The organism is Mycobacterium sp. SMC-17, from assembly GCF_045310915.1.
Classification (GTDB): domain Bacteria; phylum Actinomycetota; class Actinomycetes; order Mycobacteriales; family Mycobacteriaceae; genus Mycobacterium.
Map to the genome: position 1 here is coordinate 24,251 of NZ_JBJIAK010000014.1, position 14,490 is coordinate 38,740.

The 14,490-nt window shown below is 66.7% G+C and carries 12 protein-coding genes; 3 read left to right on the top strand and 9 right to left on the bottom strand.

The features are described 5' to 3' along the window. Positions 1 to 6: 6 nt before the first annotated feature. Positions 7 to 675, bottom strand: coding sequence for a TetR/AcrR family transcriptional regulator C-terminal domain-containing protein (locus tag ACJH7A_RS11565; protein ID WP_212811443.1), 669 nt, complete (start codon positions 673 to 675; stop codon positions 7 to 9). A gap of 102 nt (positions 676 to 777) precedes the next feature. Between ACJH7A_RS11565 and ACJH7A_RS11570 the strand changes: the two genes are divergently transcribed. From ACJH7A_RS11570 to ACJH7A_RS11580, 3 genes are all read left to right on the top strand, one after another. Then, positions 778 to 1,791, top strand: coding sequence for an NADP-dependent oxidoreductase (locus tag ACJH7A_RS11570; protein WP_212811444.1), 1,014 nt, complete (start codon positions 778 to 780; stop codon positions 1,789 to 1,791). A gap of 7 nt (positions 1,792 to 1,798) precedes the next feature. Continuing rightward, positions 1,799 to 2,917: a hypothetical protein gene (locus ACJH7A_RS11575; protein WP_212811445.1), complete on the top strand. Its 1,119-nt coding sequence runs from the start codon at positions 1,799 to 1,801 to the stop codon at positions 2,915 to 2,917. 110 nt (positions 2,918 to 3,027) lie between these two features. Next, complete coding sequence (locus ACJH7A_RS11580; RefSeq protein WP_406801990.1) at positions 3,028 to 5,358, top strand: arylsulfatase; 2,331 nt, start codon at positions 3,028 to 3,030, stop codon at positions 5,356 to 5,358. Between the two features lie 69 nt (positions 5,359 to 5,427). Here ACJH7A_RS11580 and ACJH7A_RS11585 read toward each other — a convergent pair whose 3' ends face one another. The 8 genes from ACJH7A_RS11585 to ACJH7A_RS11620 all read right to left on the bottom strand — a co-directional run bounded on the left by ACJH7A_RS11585 (position 5,428) and on the right by ACJH7A_RS11620 (position 14,277). Beyond that, positions 5,428 to 6,213 carry a hypothetical protein gene (locus tag ACJH7A_RS11585; protein ID WP_131808687.1) on the bottom strand — a complete coding sequence of 262 codons (786 nt, stop codon included), beginning with the start codon at positions 6,211 to 6,213 and terminating at the stop codon, positions 5,428 to 5,430. A 219-nt stretch (positions 6,214 to 6,432) separates the two neighbouring features. Continuing rightward, positions 6,433 to 7,485 (bottom strand): LLM class flavin-dependent oxidoreductase, encoded by a 1,053-nt coding sequence (locus tag ACJH7A_RS11590; protein ID WP_061006071.1) that lies wholly within the window; start codon positions 7,483 to 7,485, stop codon positions 6,433 to 6,435. Further along, positions 7,485 to 7,991, bottom strand: a complete 507-nt coding sequence (locus ACJH7A_RS11595; protein WP_061006072.1) for an SRPBCC family protein — start codon at positions 7,989 to 7,991, stop codon at positions 7,485 to 7,487. The genes ACJH7A_RS11590 and ACJH7A_RS11595 overlap by 1 nt, the downstream gene beginning before the upstream one ends. A gap of 4 nt (positions 7,992 to 7,995) precedes the next feature. Then, positions 7,996 to 8,592, bottom strand: a complete 597-nt coding sequence (locus tag ACJH7A_RS11600) for a TetR/AcrR family transcriptional regulator (protein ID WP_061006073.1) — start codon at positions 8,590 to 8,592, stop codon at positions 7,996 to 7,998. A 141-nt stretch (positions 8,593 to 8,733) separates the two neighbouring features. After that, positions 8,734 to 10,536, bottom strand: coding sequence for a fatty acyl-AMP ligase (locus ACJH7A_RS11605; protein ID WP_061010263.1), 1,803 nt, complete (start codon positions 10,534 to 10,536; stop codon positions 8,734 to 8,736). Between the two features lie 61 nt (positions 10,537 to 10,597). Next, positions 10,598 to 11,719: an LLM class flavin-dependent oxidoreductase gene (locus ACJH7A_RS11610; RefSeq protein ID WP_061006075.1), complete on the bottom strand. Its 1,122-nt coding sequence runs from the start codon at positions 11,717 to 11,719 to the stop codon at positions 10,598 to 10,600. 3 nt (positions 11,720 to 11,722) lie between these two features. Further along, positions 11,723 to 13,111 (bottom strand): NtaA/DmoA family FMN-dependent monooxygenase, encoded by a 1,389-nt coding sequence (locus ACJH7A_RS11615; protein ID WP_061006076.1) that lies wholly within the window; start codon positions 13,109 to 13,111, stop codon positions 11,723 to 11,725. Beyond that, positions 13,108 to 14,277, bottom strand: coding sequence for an LLM class flavin-dependent oxidoreductase (locus tag ACJH7A_RS11620; protein ID WP_226521979.1), 1,170 nt, complete (start codon positions 14,275 to 14,277; stop codon positions 13,108 to 13,110). Before ACJH7A_RS11620 ends, ACJH7A_RS11615 begins: the two co-directional genes overlap by 4 nt. Positions 14,278 to 14,490 lie beyond the last annotated feature (213 nt).

Sequence of the window (14,490 nt, forward strand, 5' to 3'; positions counted from 1 at the left end):
TCGGCGCTAGAGGGGCAGTCCGTAATGCGCGGCGATACCGGTCAGCAGCAACGTGATTCGATGCTGGAAGGCCTCGTCACCGAACGGGTCGTCACCCGATTTCGCGATGGCACGCAACGTGGGAAACTCCGACGGTGAACGTTTGGCGGTGAGCGCGAGAATCCGGGCCAACCATGGCTGCCCGCTCTCGGAGTACAGGTATTCGCGATGGGCCTCGGTGACACTGCCGACTGCCATGGTACTCACCGATGCCCATACCGCGAGGGCGTCGCTCGGCGACAAACCTTGCGCGGCAAGCGCTTCCACTGCATCGGCGGTGTACTCCATCTCGACGTCATGGCCGACCGCACCACTGACGAACTTCTCCACCAGCGCGGGTTCGGCGGCCAGCACCGACCGGATGTAGGACGCATAGTCGCGGAGCCAGGTCGCCCAGTGTCCGCCGGTGTACCGCGGCGGCGGTGAGTTCGTCAGGGCACTGACGGTGGCCAGGCGCAGCAGGTCGTGCTGGTTTTTCACGTGATGGTAGAGCCCCGGCAGGCTGATACCGAGATGCTCGGCGACCCGGCGCATGGTGGCGTTCTCGGTGCCGATCTCCAAAACCGCTGCGGCAATGGCACTCTGGTCGACACGCGGCGGCCGCCCCCGGCGGGGTGCTGCGTTGTTGACGCTCATCGGACTCTCCTGGCGACCACTTCCACATTCGGGGTTGACGATAACCGAGAGGACTTTTAATAATCAATATGAAAACTCGCCGGTACCCACAGAAACGACACGATGAACCGAGAAAACCGTCAGATCCTGCTGCGGCGCCGCCCCAACGGTCTGGTCTCCCCCGACGACACCGAGATGGTGACGGTGCCCGCACCCGTCCCCGCAGAGGGTGAAGCACTGCTACGGACGACCTATGTCGGCATCGACGCCGCTGCCCGCACCTGGCTGGACGGCGAACCCGGTTATCTCCCGGCGCTGGGGCTCGGTGAGGTGGTGCGCGTGGCCGGCATCGGCGAGGTCGTCGAATCTCGTTGCGATGCCTACAAAGTCGGTGACCTGGTCACCACGCTGACCGGCCTGCAGGACTATGCGATCATCCACGACGACCTGTTCAGCACGCCGGTCGTCGGGTACACCGACCCTCTCGCGGTGATGTCGATCTACGGCCCCACCGGGGCGACCGCCTACTTCGGCATGACGGGCGTCGGAAAGCCCCAACCCGGCGAGACGGTCGTCGTCTCGGCCGCCGCGGGCGCCACCGGATCGGTGGCCGGGCAGATCGCCAAGATCGCCGGCGCGCGCGTCGTCGGCATCGCAGGCGGCCCGGAGAAGTGTCGCGTCGTGGTCGAGGAGTTCGGGTTCGACGCCTGCGTCGACTACAAGGCCGACGATTTCCCGGCCGCCTTGAAGGCGGCCTGTCCGGGCGGCATCAACGTCTACTTCGACAACGTCGGTGGCGACATCCTCAATGCCGCGCTCGGCAATCTCGCCCACCGGGCGCGGGTGGTCATGTGCGGCATCATCACGACGTACCTCAACGGCGACCACCCCGGTCCGTCCAACTACGTGAATCTGCTGTCCACGGCCTCGACGATGCAGGGCTTCATCGCACTCGAGGAGTGGGCGCGGTTCGACGAGGCCTTCGCCGCGCTGAGTGGCTGGGAGCAGCAGGGCCTGCTGGTGCATCGCGAAACCGTTTACGAGGGACTGGAATCCAGCATCGACGCGCTGAACGGCCTGTTCACCGGGGCGAACATCGGCAAGATGCTGGTGAAGATCAACGACCCGGAACGGTGACGCCGCCGTGCTGACGCCCTTTGACGACTATCCGATTCACGCCTCGGCAGACCCGGTAGGCGTGCCGGCCAGCGGCGACCCCAACCACTACGACCGCTACTGGTTCAACGGCCACCAGCGTGACGGCGATTTCTACTTCGGTGCGGCCATGGGGCACTACCCCGTTCGCGGCATCATCGACGCCGCGTTCAGTGTCGTGAAAGACGGTGTCGAACATTCGATCTTCGCCTCGGGCGCGATGCCCCTGGACCGGTCGGCGACCATCGGCCCTTTCCGCGTCGAAGTCGCCGAACCATTGCGGACCATCCGCTATGTCGTCGAGGACAACGAGCAGAACATCTCCTGCGACCTGACCTTCCGAGCCACCACTGTGGCCGTCGAGGAGCCACGTCAACAGCGACGCACCGCTGAAGGCATCGTGCTGACCGACCACACCAGGCTGACGCAATGGGGGTCGTGGGAAGGGATCATCAGCGTCGACGGCGAGGACCTTGCGGTCAGGGCCGGTGAGGTGCCGGGGACCCGGGATCGGTCGTGGGGCATCCGTCCGGTCGGCGAACAGCTCGCCGTGTTGCGCCAACCCATGCCGTTCCAGGTCTTCTGGCTCTGGGCGCCATTGCATTTCGGAGACCGATTCACCCACTACGCGTTCCATGAGCATGAGGACGGCCGCCGGTGGCTGGAGACTGCCGCGGTCCTGGACCCGCTGCCGGACGGTGCGTCACCGTCCAGTCGCGTCGGCGTACGCGAGTGTTACGACATCGGCTACGAACTGGACTGGGAGCCCGGGCGGCGTGAAATCCGGCGGGCCCACCTGTGGTTCACCGATCCCATCGAGGGCGAGACACACATCGAACTGGAGAAGCTCTATACGTTCCGGATGCGCGGCATCGGCTACTGGCACCCGCACTGGGGCCACGGCTCCAATCATGGCCCGTACGAAATCGGCAGGGAATCAATCCGGTTGGGCGATTTCGATCCGACGGACTTCACGTCGCTGCACCTGCAGAACGTCGTGAAGGCGACCATGGGTGAGCGCACCGGGATCGGCGTCGTCGAACAGATCGCCATCGGTCCGCACACCCCGTCGGGACTCACCGGATTCCTGGACGGCTACCAGGGCTGACCCGGCACGGCAAAGATCTCCCCCGCTGACGCGACCGTCAGTGGCGTACGGCACAGTAGACCCCGGATCGGGGGCAGTCTCTTGCCGCATCAGCAGAAGGAGGGGTCGAGTTGTCTGACACGAGTGTGGTGGCACCGGTACTGCCGGACGGTGGCGTGTTGCCGTTCCCGCCGGTTCCATCCGCCAGCATCGCCGGCCGGACGCTGCAGGAGTCGACGTACCAGCCGCGGACCGTCCCCAAGCGGTTGCACGACGACACCCCCAACATCGTCATCGTCCTCATCGACGACGCCGGTCCCGGGCTGCCGTCCACTCTCGGTGGTGAAGTGACCACCTCGACACTCGACCGGGTGTGCGCGGAAGGCGTCTCGTACAACAGGTTTCACACCACGGCCATGTGCTCGCCGACGCGGGCCTCGCTGCTGACGGGTCGCAACCATCACGAGATCGGCAACGGGCAGATCGCCGAACTCGCCAACGACTGGGACGGGTACGCGGGCAAGATTCCGCGGTCCAGCGCGACGGTCGCCGAAGTTCTCAAACAGTACGGCTACGCCACCTCGGCTTTCGGCAAGTGGCACAACACCCCGGCAGAGGAAACCACCGCGGCCGGCCCGTTCGAGAACTGGCCCACCGGTTTGGGTTTCGAATACTTCTACGGCTTTCTCGCCGGTGAGGCGTCTCAGTACGAACCCAACCTGGTCCGCAACACCACGGTGGTCGCCCCGCCGAAGACTCCCGAAGAGGGCTACCACCTGTCGGAAGACCTCGCCGATGACGCCATCTCGTGGCTGCGCCGGCACAAGGCCTTCAATGCCGACAAGCCGTTCTTCATGTATTGGGCGAGCGGCTGCCTGCACGGCCCGCACCACATCATGAAGGAATGGGCGGACAAGTACGCGGGCAAGTTCGACGACGGCTGGGATGCCTACCGGCAGCGGGTCTTCGAGCGGGCCAAGGAAAAGGGCTGGATTCCGCAGGACTGCGAACTCACCGAACGCGACGAGACCCTGCCGGCGTGGGACGACATCCCCGAGGACGAGAAGCCGTTCCAGCGGCGCCTGATGGAGGTCGCCGCCGGCTACGCCGAGCACGTCGACGTGCAGGTCGGCCGGATCGCCGACGAACTCGATGCCCTCGGCTACGGCGACAACACCCTGTTCCTGTACATCTGGGGCGACAACGGTTCCTCCGGCGAAGGCCAGAACGGCACCATCTCAGAGCTGTTGGCGCAGAACGGAATTCCCACGACGGTGCGCCAGCACATCGACGCGCTCGATGAGCTCGGCGGGCTGGACGTCCTGGGCTCTCCCCTGGTCGACAATCAGTACCACGCGGGCTGGGCCTGGGCCGGCAGCACGCCGTACAAGGGCATGAAGCTGTTGGCGTCGCATCTGGGCGGCACCCGGAATCCGCTGGCGGTGCGCTGGCCCGCGAAGATCGCGGCCGACACCGTGCCCCGGGAGAACTTCCTGCACTGCAACGACATCGTGCCGACGATCTACGAGCTGGTGGGCATCGAGCCGCCACGCTCGGTCTACGGGGAACCACAGATGCCGCTGGCCGGCGCCAGCTTCGCGCGCACGCTGGTGGACCGGGATGCGCCGGGCGGCAAGAAGACCCAGTATTTCGAGATCATGGGCAGCCGCGCGATCTATCACGACGGCTGGATCGCGTCGGCGCGCGGGCCGCGGTTGCCGTGGGTGCCGGGACAGCCGCCGGGCATCGCGACGTGGACACCCGATCTGGACGTCTGGGAGCTCTACAACCTGGACGAAGACTGGTCGCAGGCCAATGATCTCGCCGAACAGCAGCCGGAGAAACTCGCGCAAATGCGGGAGATGTTCGCGATCGAAGCGGCCCGCAACGCCGTGCTGCCCATCGGTGGCGGGCTGTGGGTTCCCGTCTACCACCCGGAATTGCGGATCGCACCGCCGTTCCGGGAATGGCAATTCTCCGGCGACATGATCCGCATGCCCGAGTTCTGCGCCCCGGCGCTGGGCAACAAGAACAACGTGGTGACCATCGACGCCGAGGTCCCGGAGGACGCATCGGGCGTGCTGTACGCACTGGGCAGCGGCGCGGGTGGCCTGACCTGCTACCTCGAGGATGGTCACATCCGCTATGAGTACAACCTGTTCATCCTGCAGCGCACCAAGATTCAGGCCGAGGCCGTCATCGCGCCCGGCCGTCACACCATCACGGTGACCACCCAATACGCCGAGCCACGGCCCGGAGGTCCGCTGGACATCACCATCGCCGTCGACGGCGAGACGGTGGCCGGCGGCCAGGTTCCGATCAGCGCGCCGCTGCTGTTCACCGCGAACGACTGCCTCGACATCGGCACCTGCCTGGGGTCGCCGGTGTCGATGGACTACCGCGAACGCGCACCCTTCCCGTTCGAGGGTCACATCCACAACGTCCACGTCGCCTACACGTAAGCGGACGCCGCCCTGCCACGGCCCGGCACCATTGCCGACCGTGGCAGGACGCCCCCGAGTTGGGTCAGGTCACCACGTCACCGACGTCTCGACGTGGCCCATCTCCGACTTCTGCTTACCACTGGCGTCATGGCAGGACAGCACGACGTTGTAGGTGGAGAGAGTCGGTGCACCGCTGAAGTTCTCGGTGTGGTTCCCGTTGGCAGGGACGTTGAACTGGCGGGTGGTCTTGCGCGGCGCCAACGGATTGATCGAGTTCGTGGTAGCGACGTAGTTGCAGGTGGCCGAGAGGTTCGACGTGTTCGTGACGTTGAAGGCGACGCTCGTCGCACCCGGGGCGCCGAATGAGGCCTGGATCGCGTTGGTCACCTCGGGAATCGCGGCGCATTGCTGCCCGGCCGGAACCGTCGGAGTCGGCGAGCCGTCAGGGCATTTGATGTCTGCCACTGGCGCTGCTTCACACTGCTGGCCCGCGGGCACCGTCGACGTCTTCGATCCCGCCGGGCATTTCACGGGTGCCTGCTCCTGCGGTTTGGCGGGCGGCGTGTAGTTGTAGTCGGCCCACGGGCCGCACCAGTCGCCCTCGAGGTCCTTCTTGCGACAACCTTGGACACCGATCTTGAATGCCTTGCCACCGTTGTCATGTCCCCACCGCGCGGTGGCGCCGTTGATGCACTTGAAGTCGTACTCGGACTGGATGCCGTTCCACATGACGTGCACGGCGTCGATGACGTAGTCGCCGTGCACGCGAGCGCAGCCACCGATGATGCAGGTCACATGCACGTCGCTGTCGGGCGTACAGGTCGCGGTGAGCCCGTTCGACAACTGATCGGCGGCCGCCGATGGCGGCAGCATCAGGCCGAACGTACACAGACACGCGACCAGAATCGGCGTGACGACGCGTCTCACATTTAGCCGTCGACTGGGCATGACATCTCCTCGGGCGCTGGAACATGGCAGACGAATCGCGGTGTGCTGGCCAGCTCGAACCACGGTTCGACGCTACGTCCGCGTCCCCATCCAGCAAATAAGGGAAATCCCTATGATGTGCCCGCCGCCGTCAGGCCTGTCGGATCACCGCTCGATCGAATGCACCATGTCGATCGCCGCGCCGAGGGTGGTGAACCGTTCCTCCAGCGTGTCGCCCGCCGGGTAGATCCGGACGGTGTCGACGCCCGCGTCGCACCACACTTGCAGGCGGTCACGCACCATGTCCGGGGTACCGATCAAGGTGGTGGCCAGGATCATCTCGTCGGTGATCAGCGCTGCCGCGCCGGCGCGGTCACCGGACTGCCAGCGTTCGCGGACCGCGGCCGCGATCTCGGCCCAGCCCTGCCGGCTGTACGCCTGGTTGTAGAAATTTGTCGAGGCCGAGCCCATGCCACCGAGACTGAACGCCAACTCGGACTTCCGGGCGTCGATCATCGTCTTGAGGTGGGCCTCGTCGCGAGCGAACGACACCTCGGCGCCCTGGCAGATGTCGAGATCGGCGCGGCTGCGTTGTGAACGGGTCAGACCCTCGTCCAGGTGCGCGAAATACGCATGCTCCGCGCCTTCGGAGACGAAGCTGGTGCCGAGCCAGCCATCGGCAACCTCACCGGTCAACCGCAACATGGCGGGCGTGAGACTGGCTATGTACAAGGGTATTTCGTGCTCCGCCCGCATCGACAGCCGCATCGGCTTGACATCGCCGCCCGGCAGCGGGACCTGGAACTGCTTGCCGGAGTACGAGACCCTGTCGCCGGCGGCGGCTTGGCGGATGATGTCGATGGTCTCGCGCATCCGGCCCAGTGGCTTGGCGAACGGCACGCCGTGCAGTCCCTCGATGACCTGCGGTCCCGAAGCACCGAGGCCCAGCAGGAAGCGCCCGCCGGACAGATTCGACAGCGTGATCGCGGCCTGCGCGATGGCCACCGGCGTGCGGGTGCCGAGCTGAATGATGCCGGAGCCCAACAACATCCGCTCCGTGCATGCCGCGTAGTACCCCAGTGCAGACGGCGCGTCGGATCCCCATGCCTCGGCGACCCAACAGATGTCCAGACCCATCTTCTCGGCCTCGGAGACGAAAAGTCTCTGGTGGTCCCAGTTTCCGAGGCTCGCAGCCTCGACCGTCGTCGCCGCGCGCATCAGCTCTCGGCCCGCTGCTTGATGTGCGCGAGGACGCTCTGCATCCCGGACTCGAATTCGCGGAGACGGTTGAAGACGATCTTCTGTTCCTTGTCGGGCATCCGGGTGATCGCCAGCGACAAGCCCGACGGCGCGGGTCCCATCTGAGCCCACTCCACCAGGCGGGTTCCGGTGCCCTCGGGACGCAGGCTCAAGCGCCAGGTTGCGGTCGGATTGCCGGCATCGCCGATGGCCCACGCCATCACGTGCTGTGGTTCGTACTCGACGATCTCGCACTCGGTCGACCAGTCCCCGAGTGCGGGGTGGCTGTTGTGGCCGACGAAGCGGGCACCGAGACACGGTGCGTCGCAGTCCCCGAGCCACTCGACTCGCTGCAACTCGGAACTGCACTCGGGCATCACCGTGATGTCCGAGGCCAGTTCCCACACCCGTGCCACGGGCGCGTCGATCCACGTCGAGACCTCGACGGTCGGGGCGTCGGCATACACCGCACCGGTCCACTCCATGAGTTCAACTTCCCTTCGGTGTACTTGCGCCGGCCGCAAAGAGGGTCCGGGCCGCCAACAGCAGCTTCAGTTCGGCGTTGACATCATCGAGTGGCTGCAGGCTCGATGTGGCGCGGCACATGGTGATCGCACCTTCGATGGCACCGAGCGACATGGTGGCCAGCCGGCGGGCAACGACGGTGCCGACGCCATCGGCCACGAGGCAATCGGTGACCAACTGATGCCAGGTGCGGAAAATCTGATTGGCATGCTGAGCCAGTGCCGAGCCCGGCGCGGCACTGACGGCAATGGACACCACCGGGCAGCCGACCGCGAACTTGTTCTGGCGCAGAAGCTTCCGCCAGAAGCCCGTCACGGCGTCGACGACGGCGGCCGGACCGTCAGGTGCCGCTTTGGCGATCAGCCGGGAGATGGCATCGCCGCTGAGCTGCGCGGCCTCGTCGATGATCTGGGCACGTCCATCCGGAAAGTGGTGGTAGATGGAGCCTCGAGGCGCGCCGCTGCGGCTCAGCACATCATCGAGCGTGACACCGTCGACGCCGCGCTCGCGCAACAGCTCGACTGCGGCGAGCACCATCGACTGGCGAGTGTCGGGCGGCATCGGGCGACTCCTGGCGGGCGCAAGTATTGACCCGAATTATGATCGTGTTCATATCGAGGAGTCAAGAAGAGGCGCAGTGATGCCTCAAGGACGCGATCAGCGACTTTCGGCGGGCTCGAATATGAGGGCGGTCATAGCGGACTACAGCGCGCCGTCCAGATAAGCGGCTCGACAGGCGCGGCGCGCGAGCTTCCCACTGGTGGTTCGCGGGATGCCACCGGCGGGCAGCAGCCGAACGTCGGCGACGGCCACGCCGTGCCGCTCCGCTACGAGTGCACCGACCGACTCGATCGCCGGCTGTGGATCATGGCGGGCCGTGCCCGACGCTCGTTCGGCGATGATCACGAGCTGTTCACCACCGTCGCACGGCACGGTGAAAGCCGCCACATAGCCTCGCCGCACCAGGGGTGAGGCATCGGCGGCCGTCGTCTCGAGGTGTTGCGGATAGTGGTTCTGCCCGCCGACCGTGATCACGTCGGCCAGCCGGCCCGTGACGTACAGCTCGCCGTCGAGGTAGAAACCGAGATCGCCTGTCCGCAACCAGGATCCGTCGACGTCGGAGCCGTCGGCGTGACTGTTCAGCGGCAAGGCGCCGTGCAGCCGGGCATGGAAAACGTCACGAGTCGCCTCCGGCAGACCCCAGTAACCGCGGCCGATGTTGTCGCCCTGCAACCAGATCTCGCCGACTCGGCCGTCGGGTTGTTCGATTCCAGTGGTCGGGTCCACCATCACCACCCACAGACTGCTCGCCGGCTGCCCGCAGGCCACCTGCGCAACCGCACCCGGGGCGTCCTCGGACACCGGCACCGCTACTCCCGACGCCAGCTGCCCGCGGTCGAAGTACCGCACCGTCGCCTCCGCGTCAGGTGCGATGTTGGAGACGAACAGTGTGGCCTCGGCGATGCCGTACGACGGCTTGATCGCCGTCTTCGGCAGTCCGAACGATTCGAAGACCGAGTTGAAGCTCTTGATGGCATCCATGCTGACCGGCTCCGACCCGACGATCATCACCACGTTCGCCAGATCGATGTCGTCATCCGGGGTCGGCGCACCCCGGTGCGCTGCCCATTCGTAGGCGAAATTCGGTGCGGCGGTGACCACTCGGCCCACCTTCGAACCGTCCGACAACGCCTGGATCCACCGCAGCGGCCGGCGGATGAACGCGGTGGGTGACATCAACGTCGAGTGCCCGCCGTACACCGTGGGAAATCCGATCATCGACAGACCCATGTCGTGATACAGCGGCAGCCAGCTGACGCCATGGGTGTTGCGGTCCAGCATGTCGATGGACAAGATCATCTGAATCAGGTTGGTGCCCACCGCTTTATGGGTGATCTCCACGCCGACCGGCGGCCGGGTCGCTCCTGAGGTGTACTGCAGGTGCGAGACGTCGTCAATCTCGAGATGGACGGGTTCGAACGAAACGCCCGCGTCGTCCGGCACCTCGTCGGTGGCGATGACGGTCGGAGTACCCAGATCCGGGTGTGCCGAGAGGAATTCGGTGACCGCCGGCCGCGCCGCGGCCGTCGTCAAGATAGCTGCCGGCCGCGCGTCGTGCAGTGCGGTGTCCAAACGCTCGGCGTGCCCGGGTAATTCGGGCGCGAACAGCGGGACCGCAATGGCACCGGCCTTGATCGCCGCGAAGAACCCGAAGACATAGTCGAGCCCCTGCGGCGCCATGATGGCGACGCGATCACCGCGCTGCGTGACCGCCTGCACCCGGGCCGCGATGGCCGCCAGCCGCACGCCGAGCTCGGACCAGGTCACCTCGAAAGTGCGCGGCTCGCTACCGGAGTAGTCCAGGTAGCGGTATGCCACCATGTCGGGCAGATGCGCGATGTTCCCGTCGATGAGCGCGATCAGCGTCGCGCCGGGCGGCAGCGTCACCGCCCCCGCTTCGTCGACGCAGTCCTCGATCTGGAAAAGGCCGCTGCCCGGTGTCATGGGTCCAGCGTAAGCGCACCCCTGAAAGGGGCTGCGGCGCCAGACATCTATTCATTCTTGTTCACCGTCGGGACCATTCCTCGGCCAACAGCTCGTACGAGCGGACCCGATCCCGGTGGTCGTGCGTGATGGTGGTGATGATCAACTCGTCGGCACCGGTGGCGTCGCGCAGCCGCTCCAGCTTGTCGGCGACCTGTGCGGCGGACCCGACGAACTGGGTGTCCACGCGGTCGGCGACGAGCTCACGTTCGGCGGCCGTCCAGGTGTGCGCCCGCGCTTCGGCCGGCGCGGGAAACGGGATGGCCCCTTCGGCGGTGCGGATGCTGCGCACCCACAGGCCGTATCCGGTGGCCAGCTCGCGGGCGGTCGCCTCATCGTCGGCGACAACAACGTCGGCCGAGACGGCGACGTGCGGCTCGTCGAGTTCGGTCGATGGGCGGAACGCCGCCCGGTAGGCGTCGGTCGCCTCGAGGACCGACGCCGGAGCGACGTGGTAGTTGCTCGCAAACCGCAGGCCCCTGGTGCCGGCGACCTCGGCGCTCTCACCGGCACTGCTGCCCAGGATCCAGATCTGGAGGTCGGCACCCTCCCCGGGCACGACCCGCGCCGCCAGTCCGTCCGCGTCGCGGTAGACCCCGGCGAGCAACGCCAGGATGTCGTTGATCTGGTCGGTGTAGTCCTGCGATTGCGCACCGGGCAGCTGCAGCAGCGCCCGTTGGAGCGCGAACCGCGGAGACTGCAACAGCGGTCGCGGATCGAACTTCGGCGGAATCAACAGGCCATGCGAACCGTTGCCGGCCCGGCTGCCCACCGAGGCACTCACCGGTACCTTGGGTTCGCGCGGCTTCCCACCCGAGCGCCCCAGGCCGAGGTCGAACCGGCCCGGATGCAGCGCGTCGAGCAGACCGAACTCTTCGACCGTCGCAACCGCGGTTCGGTGACCCATCTGCACCGCGCCCGAGCCCAGGCGGATCGTGGAGGTCTCCGCTGCGGTCAGCGCGAGAAGCACAGCTGGTGAGGTGCCGGCGATACCGGGATTGAGGTGATGTTCGGCGAACCAGAAGCGCGTGTAACCCAGGGCCTCCGCGCGCTTGGCGAGGTCGATACTGTTGCGTAGCGCTTGCGGTGCAGTCGAACCCGACGAGATCGGCACCAGATCGAGCACGGTCAGTGGAGTAGCCATGAGCTACGACGCCACTTCTGCGGAGACATTCGTGCGCACTGCCGGCCGCGGCAGCGGCGCCAGTCCCAGATGGTCGCGCAATGTGGTGCCTGTGTAATCGGTGCGGTACGTCCCGCGCTCCTGGAGCAGTGGCACCACCCGGTCGACGAACGGGTCGAGCCCGCCGGGTGTGATGTGCGGGACGAGGATGAATCCGTCGCTGGCATCGGCCTGCACGAACTCGTCGATCGTCGCCGCGATGGTCTGGGGCGATCCGATGAACGACTGGCGCCCGGTGACTTCGACGATCAGCTCGCGCGTCGTGAGGTTCTGCGCCTCGGCTTTGGCCCGCCACTCGGCGGCGATCGCGAGCGGGTCCCGGAACATGCGCACACTCGCCCGGCCTCGCGCGATGGTGTTCTCCCCCACGACCGGGTCCACCGCCGGCAGCGGCCCGTCCGGGTCATGATCGGAGAGGTCGCGGTTCCAGAGCTGTTCGAGGAACTTGATCGCCGTCTGCCCGGACACCTGGGCGAGCCGGACCTCGTGCGCGAGGTCGGCCGCCTCGTCATCGGTGTCGCCGATCACGAACGTCGCGGCGGGCAGGATCAGCAACTCGTCATGGCGCCGCCCGTAGCGCGCCAACCTGCCCTTGACGTCGGTATAGAACGCCTGCCCGGCCTCGAGGGTGCTGTGCCGGGAGAAGATGGCGTCCGCCGCGGACGCCGCGAACTCGCGGCCTTCGTCCGAGTCGCCCGCCTGGAAGATCACCGGGCGCCCCTGCGGGCTGCGCGGCACGTTGAACCGGCCGTGGATGGCGAAGTGACTGTCCGTGTGCGCGAACGCGCCGGCGTCGGGATCGGACAGGAACGCCCCGCCGGTCTTGTCGGCCACGATCTCGTCTCCGCGCCACGAGTCGAACAGCTCCAGCGCCGTCTGCAGAAACGTCTTGGCACGTTCGTAGCGCTGGTCCTCCGCCAAGAACCCGCCACGGCGAAAGTTCTCGCCTGTGAACGCATCCCACGATGTCACGACGTTCCAGGCCGCGCGACCCTCGGAAAGGTGGTCCAGCGACGCGAACTGCCGAGCCACCTCGTAGGGCTCGTTGAAGGTCGAATTGATGGTGCCTGTCAATCCGATTCGCTCGGTCACCGCGGCCAGCGCCGCCAGCACCGTGAAGGTGTCCGGACGCCCGACGACGTCGAGGTCGTAGATCTGTCCGTTCTGCTCCCGCAGGCGCAATCCCTCGGCCAGGAAGAGGAAGTCGAATTTCCCGCGCTCGGCCGTCTTCGCGAAGTGCGCGAACGAGCTGAACTCGATGTGGCTGCCGGCCGCCGGGTCGCTCCACACCGTGGTGTTGTTGACGCCCGGAAAGTGCGCCGCGAGGTGAATCTGCTTGACCGGCTTGCTCATTGGCTGCTCCTTGCATAACGGTTGGCCGGACGCGACAGCCCGAGCAGTCCACGCAATGTGTTCGATTCGTAGCCGCCGCGGAAGAGTCCGCGGCGCCGCAGTTCGGGCACCAGTTGTTCGGTGATCTGAAGCAGGTCGTCCGGCAGGGTTGCCGGCCGCAGCCGAAATCCCGTCAGCCCGGCACTGTGCCATTCCGTCAGCACGTCGGCCAGCTGCGCGGCGGTGCCGGCGAAAACCGCTGCGTCGCTCCGATATTCGGCACCGGCAACATCATCGAGCCGACGCCGGCGGGCCTGCGCTGCCGACTCACTGTCGTCGAGAAACACCACCACATCGCCGAAGATGTGCAGGGTCTCGGACCCGCGGCCCGCATCATGTTGCAGCCCACGGACTTCGTCGACGACCTCGGCGGCCTGCGCGGCATCTCGAGGGGTGACGAACCCGACATCCGCGCTTCCGGCGATCACCTCGTGGCCGGCTCGGCCGTGACCCAATGCCGCGACGATCGGCTGGCCCTGCGGTGGGCGCGGTGTGATGGACGGACCCTTGACCGAGAACCAGCGGCCGGTGAAGTCGATGTAGTGCAGCTTGTCCCGATCGATGAAGCGCCCGGTGGCAGCATCCCGGATCTCGGCGTCGTCCTCCCAGCTGTCCCATAACCGGCGCAGCACCTCGACGTAATCCGCAGTCTCGGCGAGGTATTCAAGCGCCTGCGACCGGTCCGCGGCCTCACGTCGCCCGAAGTGCGCAGCCACATCCGGACGGCCGGCGATCTGGACGCGCACGCCGGCACGGCCGGAGCTCACGTAATCGAGCGTCGCGATGGATTTCGACACATGGAACGGCTCCGTGTGCGTGACAACGGCGGTCGGCACCAGTCCGATGCGCTGGGTACGGGGCGCGATCCGCGCCGCGATCAGCACGGCGTCCAACCGGCCCCGCACCCGGTCGACGCGCCGGTCCGGAACGAAGGGGTCGTCGGATTGCACTGCCAACGAGTCCTCGATGGTCACGAAGTCCAACGCGCCGCGTTCCGCCTCGAGAACCAGGTCGGTCCAGTAGCCGGCGTCGAAGAGGTCTGCGGGTCGCGCGTCGGGTTCGCGCCAGGCGGCCGGATGCCAGCCGGCGCCGTCCAACGCCACGGCCAGATGAAACGAATCGGGCATACGACCACTCTGCCGAGCCGCGCGCAGATCGCAGCGACTGCGGCACCGGCCGCGTCGGGGCAGGGAATAGTTGACCGGCTGTGCGGCAGGGCCGGCCCGGCTCACGGGTGCCGGCGGTACCGCCGCACGTGTAGGCCGGCCGATCGGGTCACGCAAGGTACGTGGACGGCATGAAGCGCGCCATCAAACGTCTTATGTGCCAATGTCTTTCAA